This is a genomic window from Zunongwangia endophytica, assembly GCF_030409505.1.
Lineage (GTDB): Bacteria > Bacteroidota > Bacteroidia > Flavobacteriales > Flavobacteriaceae > Zunongwangia > Zunongwangia endophytica.
Window position 1 is genome coordinate 2895445 of the sequence record NZ_JAUFPZ010000002.1, and the last position, 19205, is coordinate 2914649.

Annotated in this window: 17 protein-coding genes; 10 read left to right on the plus strand and 7 right to left on the minus strand. The window is 35.7% G+C overall.

The annotated features are described in order from the left end of the window. The first annotated feature begins 76 nt into the window (after positions 1 to 76). From QWY91_RS12590 to QWY91_RS12600, 3 genes are read left to right on the plus strand one after another with little or no spacing between them, the layout of a single operon-like run. Entirely contained in the window at positions 77 to 541 is a 465-nt protein-coding gene (locus tag QWY91_RS12590; protein ID WP_290235634.1) for an OsmC family protein, read from the plus strand. A gap of 2 nt (positions 542 to 543) precedes the next feature. Further along, entirely contained in the window at positions 544 to 1044 is a 501-nt protein-coding gene (locus QWY91_RS12595; protein WP_290235635.1) for a hypothetical protein, read from the plus strand. After that, the gene (locus tag QWY91_RS12600) at positions 1044 to 1529 is read left to right on the plus strand and encodes a GyrI-like domain-containing protein (RefSeq protein WP_290235636.1); all 486 of its coding nucleotides are present in this window, start codon (positions 1044 to 1046) and stop codon (positions 1527 to 1529) included. Before QWY91_RS12595 ends, QWY91_RS12600 begins: the two co-directional genes overlap by 1 nt. Before the next feature lie 57 nt (positions 1530 to 1586). Here the strand turns inward: QWY91_RS12600 and QWY91_RS12605 are convergent, their stop codons facing one another. Continuing rightward, positions 1587 to 2537, minus strand: a complete 951-nt coding sequence (locus tag QWY91_RS12605) for a C1 family peptidase (protein WP_290235637.1) — start codon at positions 2535 to 2537, stop codon at positions 1587 to 1589. 208 nt (positions 2538 to 2745) lie between these two features. On the opposite strand from QWY91_RS12605, the gene QWY91_RS12610 reads away from it, so the two are divergent. Both QWY91_RS12610 and QWY91_RS12615 read left to right on the plus strand, forming a co-directional pair. Beyond that, on the plus strand, positions 2746 to 3165 hold the full coding sequence (locus QWY91_RS12610; RefSeq protein ID WP_290235638.1) for a DUF4174 domain-containing protein: 420 nt from the start codon (positions 2746 to 2748) through the stop codon (positions 3163 to 3165). Positions 3166 to 3502: 337 nt separating this feature from the next. Further along, positions 3503 to 3853, plus strand: a complete 351-nt coding sequence (locus tag QWY91_RS12615; RefSeq protein ID WP_290235639.1) for a hypothetical protein — start codon at positions 3503 to 3505, stop codon at positions 3851 to 3853. On the opposite strand, the gene QWY91_RS12620 is transcribed toward QWY91_RS12615, so the two are convergent. Next, entirely contained in the window at positions 3850 to 4317 is a 468-nt protein-coding gene (locus QWY91_RS12620; RefSeq protein ID WP_290235640.1) for a CBS domain-containing protein, read from the minus strand. The two genes, QWY91_RS12615 and QWY91_RS12620, sit on opposite strands and share 4 nt — an antisense overlap. Positions 4318 to 4444: 127 nt before the next feature. Between QWY91_RS12620 and QWY91_RS12625 the strand changes: the two genes are divergently transcribed. Both QWY91_RS12625 and QWY91_RS12630 read left to right on the plus strand, forming a co-directional pair. Further along, entirely contained in the window at positions 4445 to 6757 is a 2313-nt protein-coding gene (locus QWY91_RS12625; protein ID WP_290235641.1) for a M20/M25/M40 family metallo-hydrolase, read from the plus strand. Positions 6758 to 7063: 306 nt separating this feature from the next. Continuing rightward, positions 7064 to 7864 (plus strand): NAD(P)H-binding protein, encoded by an 801-nt coding sequence (locus QWY91_RS12630; protein WP_290235642.1) that lies wholly within the window; start codon positions 7064 to 7066, stop codon positions 7862 to 7864. A gap of 64 nt (positions 7865 to 7928) precedes the next feature. Here the strand turns inward: QWY91_RS12630 and QWY91_RS12635 are convergent, their stop codons facing one another. From QWY91_RS12635 to mfd, 3 genes are all read right to left on the minus strand, one after another. Continuing rightward, complete coding sequence (locus QWY91_RS12635) at positions 7929 to 8318, minus strand: RidA family protein (RefSeq protein ID WP_290235643.1); 390 nt, start codon at positions 8316 to 8318, stop codon at positions 7929 to 7931. Between the two features lie 117 nt (positions 8319 to 8435). After that, the gene (locus QWY91_RS12640; protein ID WP_290235644.1) at positions 8436 to 8999 is read right to left on the minus strand and encodes a Crp/Fnr family transcriptional regulator; all 564 of its coding nucleotides are present in this window, start codon (positions 8997 to 8999) and stop codon (positions 8436 to 8438) included. Positions 9000 to 9323: 324 nt separating this feature from the next. Continuing rightward, on the minus strand, positions 9324 to 12701 hold the full coding sequence (gene mfd / locus QWY91_RS12645) for a transcription-repair coupling factor (protein WP_290235645.1): 3378 nt from the start codon (positions 12699 to 12701) through the stop codon (positions 9324 to 9326). A gap of 309 nt (positions 12702 to 13010) precedes the next feature. On the opposite strand from mfd, the gene QWY91_RS12650 reads away from it, so the two are divergent. From QWY91_RS12650 to QWY91_RS12660, 3 genes are all read left to right on the plus strand, one after another. Beyond that, entirely contained in the window at positions 13011 to 13409 is a 399-nt protein-coding gene (locus QWY91_RS12650) for a DoxX family protein (protein WP_290235646.1), read from the plus strand. A gap of 76 nt (positions 13410 to 13485) precedes the next feature. Next, complete coding sequence (locus tag QWY91_RS12655; protein ID WP_290235648.1) at positions 13486 to 14262, plus strand: SDR family NAD(P)-dependent oxidoreductase; 777 nt, start codon at positions 13486 to 13488, stop codon at positions 14260 to 14262. 330 nt (positions 14263 to 14592) lie between these two features. Continuing rightward, positions 14593 to 15951: a dihydrolipoyl dehydrogenase family protein gene (locus QWY91_RS12660; protein ID WP_290235650.1), complete on the plus strand. Its 1359-nt coding sequence runs from the start codon at positions 14593 to 14595 to the stop codon at positions 15949 to 15951. 308 nt (positions 15952 to 16259) lie between these two features. Here QWY91_RS12660 and QWY91_RS12665 read toward each other — a convergent pair whose 3' ends face one another. Together QWY91_RS12665 and QWY91_RS12670 are read right to left on the minus strand one after the other, a co-directional pair. Beyond that, complete coding sequence (locus QWY91_RS12665) at positions 16260 to 18050, minus strand: hypothetical protein (protein WP_290235652.1); 1791 nt, start codon at positions 18048 to 18050, stop codon at positions 16260 to 16262. A gap of 295 nt (positions 18051 to 18345) precedes the next feature. Next, on the minus strand, positions 18346 to 19134 hold the full coding sequence (locus tag QWY91_RS12670) for a TspO-related membrane protein (protein ID WP_290235654.1): 789 nt from the start codon (positions 19132 to 19134) through the stop codon (positions 18346 to 18348). Positions 19135 to 19205 lie beyond the last annotated feature (71 nt).

Sequence of the window (19205 nt, forward strand, 5' to 3'; positions counted from 1 at the left end):
CTCATCTAGTTTATAAAGCAGAAGACGACCGAAATTAAATTTAGAAAAAAATTGAAATATCCAATCAATAACTAAAATGAAAACTCATAACTACTCTATTAACCTCAACTGGACTGGGAATACAGGCGTTGGCACCAAAACTTATAAAGACTACGAAAGAGAATATACCGTTAAATCTGAAGGAAAAGCTTTAATCAAGGGGTCTGCCGATCCTGCTTTTTTAGGCAATTCCGAATTATATAATCCTGAAGAACTTTTATTAGCTTCAATCGCATCCTGCCACATGCTTTGGTATTTACATCTTTGCGCCAGCAATAAGATTATTGTTACCAAATATCAAGATTTTACTGAAGGCAAAATGATCGAAAATAAAGATGGTAGTGGGAAGTTTACCGAAGTAACCCTAAAACCTGAAATTACCTTAGCCGATAAAAACATGCTGAAAAAAGCAGAAAGTTTGCACGCCCAGGCAAATAAGTTTTGTTTTATCGCAAATTCCTGTAACTTTCCTATTCATCATCAAGCGAATTATCTTTTTTAAGCATGGAAATAAAAATCATCAATCAACGAAAATTTCAGATTCTGGAAAATCACAAGATAATTCTGGAATTGCAGTATGGAAAATGGTGGTCTAATAATGCCGAATTTCAATATCAGGGAAAGAACTTCGAAATTAAAGCTAACGGCTTTTGGCAAAATCACTTTATCATTCTAAAAGACAAGATAGAATTCGGAAAGATTAAGATAAATTGGCAACAAGATTCAGCAATTACCTTAACATCCCAAAATGGGATTCCAATAACTTATCGAATTTCTCAGGAAAGTTTATGGCATTCTAAATATATTGTAACGTCAGAAAAAGAGCCAATCTTCAGGATTTATGCAAAGCCAAGTTGGAAAAAGTTGAATTACGATTTTCAATTAATCTTAGAAGATAAAACACCAAAATCAGATCTAAATCTACTTATCGCTATTAGCATTTACCTAATTAATAACCGTTTAAAATCTGCTACGGCAGGAGCCTCGATAGCAGCCGTTTCCTAATGAAAAAATTAGATCCAAAAATCACCAAAACCCAAGGCTTTTCTTTAGTAGGAATTGCTACAGAAATGTCTTTTGCTGAAAATAAAACCGCTAAGCTTTGGCAAGAATTTATTCCTTTAAAAATGGCGAATTTCGGTAAAAAACAGGTCGATTTATATTCCGTTGAAGTTTATAAAGATCTATCATTTTTTTCGAATTTCGATCCAAAACAAACTTTTATGAAATGGGCTGCAATTAGAAAGGAAGACATTGAAAAAATACCTTCAGAATTCACAACATTAGAAGTTCCTGAAGGAAAGTATGCTATTTTCACTTATAAAGGCAGCAGTACCGAAGCGCCACAGTCCTATCAGCAGATATTTCAGCATTGGTTGCCTGCTTCAGGATTTCAATTGGATGATCGTCCTCATTTTGCGATTATGGGCGAAAAATATAAAAATAACGATCCTACTTCCGAAGAAGAAATATGGATTCCGATTCAATAATATCAAAACTTATCATTCAATATTGGGCAAAATTAGACACTAAAATTTCAGCAAAAATTAAAATATAACCTCGGGTTCTTCTTCAGCAATTTCATTGTAAGCAACATACGCATTGTTAATCACTCTAAAATTCGCAGAAGGATCACTAGCATTTTCGAAAGCGGCATAATCGATCCAAACAAAACCATCTGAACCCCAGTTTTCTCCCCAAGAATTTACCACTTTAAATGCGTTATATTCATCTGAATACCCCACTACCAGCATCGCGTGGCAATCGCCATTTCCGTAGTTTACCACATGTTCTCGATAAGCGGCAAGACCAAAATTATCTGTTTTTCCAAATTCTGAAGAAAGGTACGCGCCAATTAAGATCGGCTGCTGCCGGGTGAGTAAAGTCTTCATTTCAGCAGTCATATTTTCACCACTTAAACTTTTAAATTCTGAAATTTGAGCTTCTAAAGCGTCGGCGATTTGTGCTTCATTCGGCTGCTCTGCGCAATCACTATCGTCGTAAGGAAATGAAGCCAAAGAACAAACTCCCTGCTCTTGTACAAGATCTAAAGTTGCTGCAATACTGGTACCGCCACATTCTCCCATTGTGAGTTGATTATAGGTAAAAGAGGGACTGCGCAGCGTTGCAGCACTATACGGCAAGTCGTTTTCTAAATATTCCTGAAAAGATTTCAAATAATAACTTACAGCCCAGGAAGAACACGAGCCTAACTGCCCCTGATCGCCTACCGGCGGAAGCATTTCTGAAAGATCGAATTCTTCTGGTAAGTTTTCAGGAATTACTAAAACACTCAGTACATCGCCGTCGCTACTGTAATTCCCGGTTCCTGTACATTCCAAACCAGTGGAGAAAATTTCGCCATCTTCAGTAATAAATTGATTATCATCTATAGGATCTGGAATAACCTCCTGCCTTTCTAAATTGTCGTCCATGTCCTGGTAACAGGAAATCATAGTAAAGGGAATCGCCAGTAATAAAAGTTTTAGTTTCTTCATCTTATAAGTTTCAGGGCATACTTTTTAAATAGTAAATCAAATACTACAAATTTTAAACCATTTTAAATTCCGTAGAATTCTTAGAGCAGCGTTTCATTGGGTTAAATAAAATTAAATTCATGAAACTATAATTCTAAAAATAGTTAAATAAAGCACTCTTTAACAAGTAATTAAAAGTTACTCTAAAATATCTATTCTAAATTGAAATATGAAAAAAGTTTTAATCGTAATACTAAGCTTTATGGCACTAGGAAATATGAATGCGCAGGATAAAAGTGAGCACCAATGGGAGAATAGATTAGTTTTAATACTAACCGATTCTAAGGAAGATAATGATTTTAAGCAACAATTAGGTGAGTTTAAAGACAAGGACAAAGATTTAGAAGATCGAAAGATTGTTGTCTATCAGGTGACTCCAAAACAATACGCTACCGGAATTAGCGATAACCCAGATTGGAAAGAAGGCGACAATTTTTATGAAAAGTTCAAGAAATCTGAGAAATCTTTTGAAATCATTTTAATTGGCCTGGATGGCGGAACCAAAATGAGAAAAGAAGAGTTTACTCCGGCTGAAGAAATATTCGAAAAAATTGACATTATGCCCATGAGAAAAGCCGAGTTGAACTAACCAAAATTAGCTATTTATCGCACTAAATATAAAATACTCCTGCCGGGAGTATTTTTTTATGACTTTTTTTACGTAATTTAATCAAATCCAAAAGCTTACCATTTTAAGAGTGTGATTTTGGAGTCTTAAATAATTTGCTAAAAGGATGAATTTATGCTGGCAGCCTTAAAAGTTATTCAAGACATAGTAACGTTTGCTTTAGATTTTTAAAAGTATCCTTTCCCCGGGATCATCTTATTTAGAAATACAGCACGTTGAAGATTTTAAAGTAATTTCAGAATAAAACCACCCCACAACATTAGAGTCGCTAATATTAATAATATGTTCAATATAAAACATGGATAAGTATTGTCTGGAATGTGGTGAAAAACTTATAGGGAGAGTAGATAAAAAATTCTGCAGTGATTATTGTAGAAATTCTTATCACAATAAGCTGAATAAAGACAGCAAAAATTTGATGCGTAATATCAACAATATTTTACGCAAAAATTATAGAATTTTAGAGAAACTTAATCCAGATGAAAAAACAAAAACCAGCAAAACTAGGTTGCTGGTCGAAGGTTTTAATTTTCAATATTTTACCAGTATTTATACAACTCAGGCGGGGAAAACGTATTATTTTATTTACAATCAGGGGTATTTACCTTTAGAGAATGATGAGTTTTACGCACTGGTTAAACGTAATTAGCAATGCCAGTTTTGTGCTCTAAGTTTTAAGGCAGCGCAAAGGATATCTTTTCTACTAATCATCCCTATTAATTTACCGTGTTCTACTACTGGAAAACGCCGGTAACTATTGCTGTAAAATCTTTGGGCACAATCAAAAATGCTGATGTTTTTATCGATTACCGCAACATCGGTACTCATGTAATTTTCAATTTTCATATCGCCAATGGGCATATTAAAATACCGGCTTTCTGAAATTTGTTTCATACAATCTGCATCAGAAATTATTCCGACCAATTCATTACGATCATTGATCACTGGGGCGCCAGAAATTTTGTTTCTAAGTAAGGCTTCCATAACCTCGGCTACAGATTGCTCTTGCTTAAAAGTGGTTAAAGAACTTGTCATATAATCTTCTACTAAAATTGGTGCGCTTTCTATTTTAACGGGAGCCGCACGTTTTCCCTGAAAACTTTTAATACCCATAATTGTAAGTTTTTGATTACTAATTACTTAAATATAGGGAATTTTGAGGTCTTTTTAAAATTACGTGAATCTAAGGTTAGTTTTTAGAAGTATAGTATCTTTATTTTTTAGAAAGTAAATCCCGCGTATGTCTAAAAATCTGCAAGCTTTAATTGCTTTACTCCTTATAAGTTTTTGTTGTTGGCTAAGTTATCATAGCCTGAAACCATCGAGCATTCCAGAGGATGTACCAGAAAACGAATTTTCTGTAAATCGAGCTTTTCAGCATGTAGAAAAAATAGGTGAATCTGCGCATTATTTGGGAAGTGCTGCACACAGTTCTGTAAGAAATTATATTGTAAATCAATTACAAAACTTAGGCTTAGAAGTACAAACGCAGGAAGATTTTGTTTTAAATGATGCCGCTGTGCTTAGCCGACCTCAAAATATTTTAACCCGAATTGAAGGTAGCGGTGACGGTAATGCTCTGGTTTTAATGACGCATTACGATAGCCAGCCACATTCTTCTCACGGTGCCAGCGATGCAGGTAGCGGAGTAGCTACAATTTTAGAAGGCTTACGTGCTTTTATTGCTGAAGGAAATACGCCTAAGAACAACATCATTATCTTATTTACTGATGCTGAAGAAATAGGACTAATGGGTGCCGAGCTGTTTATCAAAGAACACCCTTGGGCGAAAGATGCAAAACTTGCACTTAATTTTGAAGCGCGTGGCAGCGGCGGAAGTTCTTTTATGCTTTTGGAAACCAATGCCGGTAACGCAAAACTTATCAATGCGTTTAAGGATGCTAAAGTGCCATTTCCTACTACAAATTCGCTTGCTTATAGCGTTTACAAACTTTTACCTAACGATACAGATCTTACCGTTCTTAGAGAATTTGGAAACCTCAACGGATTCAATTTTGCGTTTATTGGTGATCACTACGATTACCATACCGCTAATGATATCCCAGAAAATCTGGACATCGAAACACTAGCGCATCAGGGCGATTATTTAATGCCTTTACTTCGATACTTTCAGGATGCAGATCTCAATCAGCTGAATTCAAATAATGATCTGCTTTATTTCAGTTTACCTTTTGGGCAATTTGTAACTTATCCATTTGGCTGGATTATCCCGATGCTAATTTTGGCTTTCGTATTATTTTTTGCCGTAGTGGGTTATGGTCTCTTCAGAAAAAAATTAGGTATAAAAGCCATATTCAAAGGTTTTGCCCCTTATTTTTTGAGTCTAATTATCGGCGGATTATTAGTATTCGGGTTATGGAAATTCTGTCTTTATATTTATCCCGAATATTCAGAAATGCTTCACGGTTTTACTTACAATGGGTATAGCTATATTACCGCAGCAGTATTGCTGAGCCTTACTATTGTGTTTTTCGTCTATCATAAATTTTATAGGGAAGAAACCACGGCTTCGCAATTTGTAGCACCGCTATTTTTCTGGATCATCATATGTACGCTAATGGCTTTCGGCTTAAAGGGCGCTGCTTATTTTATTATTCCGGCTTATTTTGGGATTCTGCAGTTGTTTTTAATGATCAATCAAAAACAACCAAATCTCATTTTAAATACCGTGCTAAGCTTACCAGCTTTATTTATACTATTTCCATTTATTTCAATGTTTCCAGTGGCTTTAGGATTGAACATGCTCTCTTTAGCTGCAATTTTAAGCATCTTATTGTTCAGCTTATTTTTACCGGTTTTTGGTTATTTCAGCAAAAAAGATTTATTGGCTGTTCTGTTCTTTTTAGGATTTAACGGATGCATGTTTTACGCGCATTTTACTTCTGGGTTTACTGCGGAAAAACCTAAACCTAATAGCCTGGTCTATTTATATGATGCTGAAGAAGAAAATGCAAATTGGTATTCTTATGATGAAATGCCCGATGAATGGACCGCAAAGTATTTCGGGGAAGATCCGGTGATTTTAAATAATGCAGAAACGAGATTCAGCAGTAAGTACAACTCTGGTTTTACCTGGAGAAGTAAAGCACCAAAAATTCAAATAGACGAGCCGGGAATTATGCTTCAGAAAATTGATAGCTCTGATAACGAATTTCAATATTCGCTAAAAATTGCTCCCAATCGGGATAGTAAACGAATGGAGATTTATACTGAAAATATCACCGATTTTAACGAATTTGAAGTAAACGGACGAACTCCTGAAAATGTAAAACTTGGCGAAGAAGAATTTAATATGTTTACTCGCAGATGGAAAAACAGATTACTAAGCTATTATATTTCCAGCAAAGATACGCTACGAATGAATTTTAGTATAGATAAATCGAAATCTGCAGAATTCATTTTATACGAATCTAGCTATGATCTTTTGGAAAATGAAGCGCTAAATGTACCAAAACGTTCTGAAGCTATGATCCCGAAACCTTTTATACTAAACGACGCAGTAATTTATAAGAAGAGAATTATTGTGGAGTAGTTAGTCTTGAGACAAGAGACAACTAAAATAAAATAAGAATTTTGAATTAAAATTGACTGATTTAAGCAATTCGGCAAACTCTTCTTAATTTAAATTGAATAGATAAGCTCTTTATAAGAAAATGGCCTACCAAAAATTGATGTAAAAATTTGAAGTGAAAAATCCGTGAAATTTCAGGCTGTCTGAGACGTAGTCGAGTTTCTGAAATTTAGGATTCGAACAATAAATTTCATTCAATTTTTGTAAGCCTAGCTTTTTTGTTTCTTTTTCAGCAATGGAAAAAGAAAAAAGATAAAAAACAGAAAAATGCAAATTTCAATATTAGGATGTGGTTGGTTAGGCCTTCCACTAGCAAAAAAACTGGTAGAAGATGGCTATTCTTTAAAAGGATCAACTACTACACAGGTGAAAATGAAAAAATTAGCAGATACGGGGATTACACCTTATCATCTAGAACTTTATGAAAGTGGCGTGCAGGGCGATATTCAATCTTTTTTATCAGGTTCTGATATTCTACTTATTGATATCCCACCCGGACTGCGTAAAAATCCAGAAATTAATTTTACTTCGAAAATCACTAATATCATTTCCCAAATTGAATATTCTGGAGTTAAAAAAGTGATTTTTATAAGTTCTACGAGTGTTTTTGAAGACCAGGAAGATTTCCCTGAATATACTGAAGAATCTAAAACTAATGGAACTTCTAAAGCTGCGAAACAACTAATCGACTGCGAACATGCTTTACAAAATAATCCTAATTTTTCAACCAGTGTGATACGGTTTGGAGGATTAATAAGTCAGGATCGCCACCCGGTCACCATGCTTTCTGGAAGAAGCGGAATTAAAAACGGTGATGCACCGGCAAATCTTATCCAGCGGGAAGATTGTATTGCTTTGATTTCGAAAATCATCGAAAATGATGAATTTGGAATGCTCTTTAATGCCGCCTACCCAGAACATCCTAAAAAAGCGGAATACTACACCAAAGAAGCAAAATCGAGAAATATAAAAGCTCCCGAATACGACCAAAATCAAGTTTCTAAGGGAAAGATAATTTCTTCGGTAAACTTAGATAAAATTGGTTTTGAATTTGAATGTGAGATATGAGAATTGAGAAATTATAAAAAACCTCACAGGTTTTCAAAACCTGTGAGGTTTGATTTTACTACCATTATTTAACTACAGTAGCTTCAAATTCAACTTTTAAAGTTTCAAAAAGCACTTTCACCTCAAGCACCGTTGATGTTTGCTTGATACCATGTTTAATAATCCAATTCTGAAAAACATCAAAATTATTGAACAATTCTTCTGATGAAGTCGTGTAAATATTTAATCGAACGATGTCTTCGCATTTATAGTCAGCTTCCTGAATAACTTTTTCCAAATTGTCTAAAGCCTGACTCATCTGACTTCTCATATCTTCTTTACTCGAAACACCATTGGCGTCTATAGCAGTTTGTCCTGAAACGTAAAGTGTACTCGCTAAATTCTTTACTTCTGTTGCCTGTACATAATTTCGGGCATCCTGCCATTTCCAAGGATTAATAATACGTTTTTCCATTTTTCAATCTAATTATCGCTGCATTCGCAGCCGTTATTATTATAACGGCAAAGATCTAAGGAACACTTTCATATTTGTGTGATATAGATCACGATTACAGAAAACGAAAAGAAAATTTTAATGCTGAAGTCTACTTAAGGTTTCTCTGGAAACGCCTAAATAAGAAGCTAAAAGGGTTTTAGGAACACGCTGAAATATGGATGGATTCTGTTCCAATAATTGCTGATATTTTTGCTGAGCGTCTAATGTAAGAAGTGAGATAATTCTATTTTGTGCAGCAGTATGTCCCGAATTTGATTTTTCAAGGAAAAAACAAGCCATTTTGGGGAATTTAACGATTAGCTTCTGATAGTTTTTTAAGCTGAGTGCAAATACAGTAGTGTCTTCTATGCATTGCAACGACATCCTAGCTTGAGAAGTTTTAAAATATGCTGAAAAATCACTTTCCCACCAATCTTCCATAGCAAAAGAGACAATTTGTTCTTTTCCATTTTCGTTATTGTAGACTAATTTTAAAAGCCCCGAAGCGATATAATAGCAGTCGTTAACATACGATCCTTGCTGAATAAGAATATCTTTCTTTTTATAATCTTCAAATGCGAAATACGACATTATTAGCCTGGTTTCTTCATCGCTAAGCGAAACATTTTTTTCAATATGTCTTCTTAGTTTTTCTTTCATAATCTATAACTAAGCTCTTTTTTAATACTACTGAAAAATGCTCAGACTGTAAATCTATTATCAAATTCAATCTCATTCAACTAAAAAACCTCCCCATCAAGATATTTATCTGGATTATGAGGTTTAAAAATTCTATTCAACTTACACTGCATCGTAAATCCGCTTTATCGTGATTCTTGTAATTCCGTCACCCTGAACTTGATTCAAGGTCTCATCTTAAGCAGAATGAGATGCTGAATCAAGTTCAGCATGACGGGCAGGTTCAACAGAAACTTTAGAAGTGAAAATATTAAGTTGACAAAAAGCGGACGATCAACTAATTATTTAAGCTTCCACTTCTTCTGCCTTTTTTCTTAAATCTAAAGGCTGCAAAGCTTTCAAAGCTTTCTCTATAGAATTAATCTTATCGAAAGTTAACAGCAAACGCAAACCGCTTCTGGTTTTCTTTTCTTTCATCTTACAGGTTGTAGGATGGGATTGCACGTATTGTAAAACTTTAGTGAAATTAGCCGTTTGATAGAAACGTGATTCCTGATCGGCAATAAAATATCCAATCAGTTTGTTTTGTTTCATGATAATACGCTCGATTCCAATTTTTGATGCAATCCATTTAATACGAACGCTGTTAAGTAGATCTACCGCTGATACTGGCAATTCTCCAAAACGATCGACTAGCTCGGCTTCAAATTTCTCTAATTCTTCTTCGGTTTTCAGCTCGTTTAGCTTCGTATATAAATTCAGGCGTTCTGCGATGTTATTGATATAATCATCTGGGAAAAGAATTTCAAAATCGGTATCGATCTGCGTTTCTTTTACAAAGTCTTTGTCTTCAATATCCTCTTCCTCGTAAAGATCTTTAAATTCATTTTCTTTCAATTCTTCAATGGCTTCAGCTAGGATTTTCTGATAAGTATCAAAACCAATTTCATTAATAAATCCGCTTTGCTCTCCGCCCAATAAATCTCCGGCACCACGAATTTCTAAATCTTTCATCGCAATATTAAAACCACTTCCTAAATCTGAAAATTGTTCGAGCGCTGTCATTCGTTTACGCGCTTCTTCAGTCATTGCAGAATATGGCGGAGTGATAAAATAACAGAAAGCTTTTTTATTGCTTCGCCCTACCCGACCACGCATTTGGTGTAGATCGGACAATCCGAAATTATTCGCATTATTAATAAAAATGGTATTCGCGTTTGTTACATCAAGTCCACTTTCGATAATTGTGGTCGACACCAACACATCAAATTCGCCATTTATAAAACTCAACATTAATTTCTCTAGCTTCTTCCCTTCCATTTGTCCGTGGCCAATTCCCACTTTCGCATCGGGCACCAAACGCTGAATCATCCCAGCAACTTCCTTAATATTTTCAATTCGATTATGAATAAAGAATACCTGCCCGCCACGCTGAATTTCATATAAAACGGCATCCCGAATACTTTCTTCGGAAAAACGAATCACATTCGACTCGATGGGATAACGGTTTGGCGGCGGCGTGGTAATCGTCGATAAATCTCTCGCGGCCATCAAACTAAACTGAAGCGTACGCGGAATTGGCGTTGCTGTAAGCGTTAAGGTATCTACATTTTCTTTAATCGTCTTCAGCTTATCTTTTACCGCTACCCCAAATTTTTGTTCTTCATCGACAATCAGTAATCCAAGATCTTTAAATTTAACCGCTTTATTAACCAATTGGTGCGTCCCAATGATAATATCTACCGTTCCTTTTTCGAGATCGGCTAGGGTTTCTCGTCGTTCTTTGGCGGTTCTAAACCTGTTTAGATAATCGACAGTTACCGGTAAATCTTTTAAACGTTCTGAAAAAGTTTGATGATGCTGAAATGCCAAAATTGTCGTAGGCACTAAAACTGCAACCTGCTTCCCATTATCTACCGCTTTAAAAGCAGCACGAATCGCCACTTCTGTTTTCCCGAAACCAACATCCCCACAAACCAATCGATCCATTGGGCGTTCGTTTTCCATATCTTTCTTTACCGCTTCTGTCGCTGTACTTTGATCTGGCGTATCTTCGTATATAAACGAAGCTTCCAGTTCGTGCTGTAAGTAGGAATCGGGACCATAAGCAAAACCTTTCTGTAAACGTCGTTTTGCGTATAATTCAATTAAATTATAAGCGACATGTTTTACTCGGGCTTTAGTTTTACTCTTCAGTTTTTTCCAGGCATTACTACCTAATTTGAAGATTTTTGGTTCTTTCCCGTCTTTACCATTGAATTTTGAAATCTTATGAAGTGAGTGAATACTTAAATATAAAATATCACGCTCACCATAAATCAATTTAATGGCTTCCTGTTTTTTGCCTTCTACGTCAATTTTCTGTAGTCCGCCAAACTTTCCAATTCCGTGATCGATATGCGTTACGTAATCGCCAACAGTAAGATTAGTCAGTTCTTTAAGCGTTATTGCCTGCTTTTTAGCATAGCCATTTTTCAAGCTGAATTTATGGAAACGCTCAAAAATTTGATGATCGGTATAACAAACATTTTTAGCCTGCTCATCAATAAATCCCTGAAAAATTGATAATACTATCGTTTTGTATTTTACTTCTCGCTCCTGGTCTTTAAAAATATCGTGGAAACGCTTTGCCTGTTGCTCGCTTCCGCAGAAAATATAATTCGTATAACCTCTCTCCTGATTTTCGATTAAATTAGTAATCAGTAAATCGAATTGTTTATTGAAAGAAGGCTGCGGACTAATAAAATATACAATTTCTTTCTTAGGCTTTAAAAACGCCTGATTGCTCAGTTCGGCCACCGGGAACTTCACCAGCTCTTTATTAATTAATGCTGAAGTACAAAAAAGTTCCTTAGGTTCACTTTGCTTGATTTCTCCGGAAATCTTCTGAAAAGCTTCTTCCGCTTTCTCAAAAAGTTTATCTATTTGTGCTGAAAAAAGATCGAGATTTTTAACGAAAATCAATGTGTTTTCAGCAATATATTTTAAAAAGCTCTCTCGTATTTCATCGAGTTTTTTATTCTCGACATTCGGCATAATCGAGATCTTATTTACCTTATCGGTAGAGAGCTGTGTTTCTACATCAAAACTCCGAATACTATCTACTTCATCCCCAAAAAATTCGATTCGGTACGGCTCGTCATTACTAAAAGAAAAAACATCGATTATCCCACCACGCACTGAGAATTCTCCAGGTTCGGTTACAAAATCTACCCGTTTGAACTTGTATTCAAATAAAACTTCATTAACAAAATCGATCGAAAGTTCATCATTTACTTTGATCTTCAGCGTGCTTCTATCGAGTTCTTTACGCGTGACTACTTTTTCAAAAAGTGCATCTGGATAAGTAACAATTACCGCCGGTTTCTTCCGTGAATTGATTCGGTTTAAAACCTCAGCTCGCAAAAGCACATTGGCATTATCGGTCTCTTCGATTTGATATGGTCTACGATAACTTCCGGGATAAAACAACACATCCTCTTCGCCGATTAATTGTTCCAGATCATTTAAATAATAAGCAGCTTCCTCTTTATCATTCAGGATCATTAAAAAAGGTCGATCAGCTTCTTTAAAAGCATCGGCAACCACAAATGAAAGTGCAGAGCCAACAAGACCTTTTAGATGAATTTTATCTGTATTTTTTTCAGAAACGGCAATAGCGTTTCGCAATTCCTGCTGCTGCGGGGATTGTGCAAAACTTTGGGAGATTGTAGATGTACTCATTGCCACAAAGATAATTGCTAAAATAAAGCTTCACAACTGGCTATGACATTTTTAACGTTGGTTTAAATAAAGATGTGAGAGAAGAGAGATGTAAAATGAATTAAGAATGTTGAATGCTAAATTTTGAATTTAATAATATAGACCTACCTTCTTGTCTTTTCGCTTTTATACAACAGCAAAGTTGTGTGATCTATAACATATAGAAGCGCAGCGATGGCAATTTTCGAATCAACCAGCAACGCAATTTAATTTTACAATTTCCCTAACAAGGATTGCATCTCAAAATATGTAATTTCAAAAAAAATTGCGATGTCTCATCATCAACTTGCTTTTCTACTAGCCAGAATCACGCTTGGAATTAATTTTTTCCTGCATGGTTTTGTCCGGATTCCAAAATTAGGAGATTTTGCAAACGGAGTAACACAAGGCTTCGAAGGCACGATGCTTCCTTTGGGTTTAGTTGAAATTTTCGCTTACGCAATTCCTATTCTGGAAGTTGCTCTTGGAACGTGCATTATCTTAGGCCTGGCGAGTAAAAAAACACTTACAGCCACGGCTATTTTTATGATGTTATTAATCAGCGGTTCTGCTTTCAAAGAAGACTGGGGTGCTGTTGGCACACAGATGCTTTATGCATTATATATATTTTTCCTTGTGAAAAATCTGGAATATGAAGTTTGGGCGGTAAGGAAAAGTAATGAGATGTGAGAAATAGATATTAGACAGATTTATACTAGTCTATTTTCTAAAAGCAAAAAGAACCAAATTAAAAAAAGATAAAAAGATGGATTATCAATTAAAAGATAAAAAGGTTTTCATTTCAGGATCAACTAAAGGTATTGGATACGCAGCAGCAAAGACGATTGCTTTGGAAGGTGCTGAAGTTATTATCAACGGAAGTTCACAGGACTCTGTGAATACTTCGTTGGAAAACCTTAGAAAAGATACCGATAGTAAAAAGATAAGCGGAATCGCCTGTGATTTCAGCAAAACTGAAGAAATTGATGCTCTAATTACCCAACTTGGTAGTGTTGATGTCTTAATTAATAACGTTGGCATTTTTGCTAACAAAGATTTTTTCGACACTACCGATGAAGACTGGCAGCAATTCTATGATATTAACGTAATGAGTGGCGTTCGTCTTTCACGTGCTTTAATGCCAAAAATGAAAGAAAAAGGATGGGGAAGAATTATCTTTATTTCTAGCGAAAGTGCCTTAAATATCCCAGTAGAAATGGTTCACTACGGAATGACTAAAACTGCAATGCTCGCGATTTCTCGTGGTTTAGCTGAAATGACTACCGGAACCGGAATTACCGTAAACAGCGTTTTACCTGGACCAACAAGAACTGAAGGATTAGAAAAAGACGTTCCTGAGGATCAGGATTTTGAAAACTTTCAAAAAGAATTTTTCAAAAACGATCGCCCAACATCGATCTTAAAACGTTTTGCCGATCCACAAGAGGTAGCAAATATGATTGCTTACGTGGCAAGTCCGCTTTCCTCTGCAACTAATGGCGCAAAGCTAAAGGTTGAAGGTGGAGTAGTTAAATATATTTAATAGTAAGTAGTGAGATTTGAGAAGTTAGAATTGAGATGTGAGATGTTAGAAAATAGAGCATAGAATATAGACTCGGGAATATTGTAAAATAAGAATCAGAAATTAAGACAATGATTATCTTGGCATTTCGAAAGCTTATCGTAAAATTTAGCTATTGAATGATAAATTTAGATAAGTGTTCGTAAGCCTAGACTTTTTTCTTTCTTTTTTCGGCAATGGAAAAAAGAAAAAATAATAATAAAACAATATTACCAATGCTCTAAATTCTAAAAGCGAAGCTGTCTAATTTCTAACAACTAACAACGAAGCGATCTAAATTAAAATAAAAAAATGGCTATAGAAGAATTTGATGTTTTTGTAATTGGTACCGGAACTGCCGGAAAAGGTGTGGCTATAGATTGCGCCGAGGCCGGGTGGAAAGTAGCCATTGCCGATAATCGAGAGTATGGAGGCACATGCCCAAATCGTGGCTGCGATCCTAAAAAAGTTTTGGTGGGAATTACTGAAATTCTGGAACGTTCCCGGAATATGATGGGTCTGGGAATTTCTAAAATGCCGGAAGTAAGCTGGGAAGATTTGCAGAATTTTAAAAGCAAATTTACCGATGCTATTCCCGCAGCTACCGAGAAAGATTTAGCGGCTCTGGATATAAAAATGTATCATCAATCGCCAAAATTTCTAGACAAGAATACACTCTCAGTTGAAGGTAAAACAGTAAAAGCAAAAAAGATCGTGATTGCAACGGGGCATAAACCAATGCCACTACATATCCCCGGAAAAGAATTATTAATGCATAGTGATGATTTTCTGGAACTGGAAAAATTGCCTAAATCAATGATCTTTATTGGTGCTGGCTATATCGGGATGGAATTTGCACATATTGCTGCGCGTCTCGGAGTTGATGTTACCATGATCGATGCTAAATCCCGACCGCTTTCTAACTTTGATGAAGATATGGTAGCGCACCTCACAGAGGCCTCAGAAGACATCGGCATTAAATTCATATTTAACGCCAAAGCATCAAAAGTTGAAAAACTAAGAAAATATACTCAGGTTACTGCGGAATTAAAAAATGGCGATGAGGTTACGGCAAAAGCTGAACTTGTTTTTAATACCGCTGGTCGCGTGCCTTCTGTAGAAGAATTAGATCTCGAGAAAGGAGAGGTTGCTTACACAAATAAAGGAATTACCGTAAACGGACATTTACAGAATACCACCAACGAAGACGTTTATGCTTGTGGAGATGTTTCTGATAGTGAAGGATTGCCACTTACACCGTTATCCTCTCAAGAATCACGAGTAGTTTCTACAAATCTTATTGGTAAATACAACAAAACCGAAGCACATTATCCACCCCAGCCTTCTGTAGTTTTTACGTTACCTAATGTGGCTTCCGTAGGACTTTCAGAAGAACAGGTAAAAGAGAAAGGTCTCGATTATGTGATTAAGCATAAATCTGTCCCTAGCTGGTTTAATTCTAAACGAATTGCCAATCAGCATTACGCATTTAAAGTTATCAAAGATAAAAAGACAGAGAAAGTTCTTGGCGCTCATCTGGTTGGACCGGATGCCGGAGAAATGATCAACATGTTCGTGATGGCCATGGGCGGTGATCTTTCCTGCAAGGATTTAAAAGCTATGATTTTTGCCTATCCAACATGGAGCAATGATATTAAGGGAATGACTTGATTCTAGATTTTAGATCGCTTCATTTTTAGATATGAGATAGCTAGACTTTGTGAGATTCGTCATGCCGAACTTGATTCGGGATTCTATTACTCTTATTAGATTCTGAATCAAGCCCGACTCCAGGTCGGGCTTGATTCAGATTGACGATTAATTCCTAAATCCTCAGCAGGTCTATTCGGAGACTTTGCTATTGATATTAATCAACCGATTATATTTAACAAAAGCATTCAAAATCAGGCATTTTAAGTGCTAATTATTTAATTTTTTACCTTCATTCTATTCTTTAACAGCGAAGCGGTCTAAGCCTTCTACGCTGCTTCAACCTTCTTGCAAATTTCCTGAATTCGGCTTTCACAGATCAGTAAGTCAGTTAAAAACTGCTGTTCGGTTATCTTATTACTGAAGAATATTTGCTTATAATATTCGATTCCTTCTTCCAAATTCTGACTAAACTTATCAAATTTTTTAGCTTCTCTTTTATTTGAAAAATCGGTACTATCCAATAACTCTTTTAAGTGATCGATATACAGTTGTAATTCTTTAATAAACATATGAGGGCGGTATCCGCTAAGTACATTTGTACGCCCATAAATATGATCTATCAATTCTTTTAAAGAATATTTACCAGAGAAATAGGCCAAATTTGGACCGGGACAAACGGTTACAAAATCCATTTTTTTCACAAACTGAAAATCGTAATTTTTAGCGACACTATTACATAAACCAGTGCACAAACATTCTTTTTGAAAAAGCTCATTGGCAGCTTTTGCTTTTGCATCTGCCGACAGATCAGAATGCTGAATTTGCTTCATTTTTAGCTTCTGATATTTATGAGAAGCGGTACAAATAGGCTCTTTGGTAAATTCGGTATTCGATTCTAAAAGTTTTTCTGGGCAAGAACTTCCAGGCCTGTTTCTAAGCAAATTTTTTCTTCGGAAGTCTTCTCCACTAGCGCCTTTTAGGTAATTGAAGCGAACGCCTAGCGGTGAACTGTGGCTCAACACAATATCCTGCTCTTTTGCTTTCTGAAGTTTTTCTAAAGTTTCGTTATCGACATTGGTAGCTTCAGGACATAATAAAAATGGCGAGCCCCAGCCGGTAGAATCTGCTTCATAATAATCCTTAAGTAAATTATCTTCTTCTAAAGTGCCGATTCCGCCCTGAACTGTGATTTTTAATTCGGGTAATGCGGGGATTTCGGTTTCTTCAGCAAAAGAACTTCGATATAAAGAGGCTAACTCAGTTTCCAGTTCCTTTTTCTTTTGTTTGAATTCTTCCATGATTGGCCCTAACAGGAATCCGTCGGTTGCAAAAGCATGACCGCCACAGTTTAATCCAGATTCTATTCTGAATTCACTTACCCAGATTCCACGTTTCGCAAGGTATTTTCCTTGAATCAAAGCTGAACGGTAATCGCTCACTTTAATCGCAATAGCTTTTTTAAAGTTTCCGTCGTTATCAGGTTGAAAGGTTTTAAAAGAAGACAAATAATTGAATAATCTTGGATTCATTCCGGCAGAAAAAACCAAAGTAGAATTCTCTAAATCACTTTCAGCATAGCCTTTTAATGCTTGTAAAGCGTCAGATCCATTGGCGATAGGCTCTTTATTTTCATCCAACTGCTCGCGATCGACTTTAGTCATGATATTCACTTCAATCGCACCGGCTTTTACCTGATTTCGAAGTTCTGATTCAAGTTTCTCTTTTTCTGAGCTATCTTCTAAATGAATAAACTGAAGGTATTTTTGTTTTAATTCAAATACTTCAGGAAGCATTTCAAAATATTTAGTGATTTCTGAAGTACTGGAAAATGCTGCGGTTTTAACCTCTTCTACTTTCCGTTTTACTTCAGCACCGATCAAATTCAGATAATCAGTAATTCGTTTTGCACGATAATTCACTACATTTTTAGAAATAGGCACGTATTCCTGATCATTCAGTTTATAATAATAAGCACGTAATTTTTCAATCAGGTGATCCTCGATAATAGAAATAGAGGAGTTAATTCCGTAATGTGCCACTTTTAAAGGCGTATCTATGGTATATGCGATGCCCATTACCGGAATATGAAATTGGTGTGGGGATAATGAGTTTTTCATTTTGTTTCAATTTAATCCCCAAAGATGAAAAACTACAGTTGGTTAAAATATGATATTTGTCATGTTAGTGTTTAGTATTGAGTAATGAGATTTGAGATTTGAGATTTGAGATTTGAGATTTGAGATTTGAAAAAATAAAATCTAGACTTTGGTTATTAAAGATTAGGCATTTTTTGTTACTAAATATAACTACCGTGATGAGATCCCGGATCAAGTCCGGGATAACGTGGTAATTTTAACGTCTATTTTCTAAAAGAAAAGCGGTCTCGATTCTAATTTCTAACAGCGCATCAATCTAATTAAACATTCGATACATCGGGTTTTCTTTTCGGTTAATGAAGCCGTGGTATGCACAGTTGATTCCGATTAGAATAGCTCCGCCTAAAGCGACATAAGCGATTAAAGTTTGCTCTTCAGAATGTCGCATATAAATGGCAAAAAGCGCCCAGATACCCACCGCAGCGAATTCACGCAAATTGCGAGTATAAATCATTACAATATTCAAAATGGCAGCAACAACAATCATTATAATTGCCCATTGCACTTCAGAAAAGATGCCGCCATTCCAACCAATCTTAGCCAAATAAGCCGAAATATTAGCTATGGTAGCAACCGCGATCCAACCCGAATAAAAACAAATAGGCCACCAGCTAAAAGCAATAATTTTTAAAGGTGCATCCCAGCGTTCCATGTTGGTATTCAGGATAATTTTGATAAGCGAAAACAGAATTAAAAACATCAAGAAAACCGATAAACCCGTATATTCATATAACCAAAAAATTACCCAGGCAGAAGTACTAAGATTCGCTAAAACAAACCATAATTTTGTTTGCTGAAGAAACTTAAGATCGTTTTGAGATCCAAAAGCCTGATATATTTGATATCCCGAAAAGGAGAGCAAACCCAAATAAATAATGCCCCAAATAGCAAAAGCATAAGGCGCCGGCGTAAAAAGATTAAAATACTCCTTACTTAAGCTTCCCATCGTATTCCCGTTAAGTTCTACGGCTTGCGTATAATAACTAACAAAAAGTGCGATAAGAACAGATATAAAATTGAGTACGGCAAGTAATTTAGGTTTCATAGTTTTTATTGATATTCATTGTCATTTAGAATCTGATTGGCAATCTCAGACCAATTACAGTTTAATGAGAT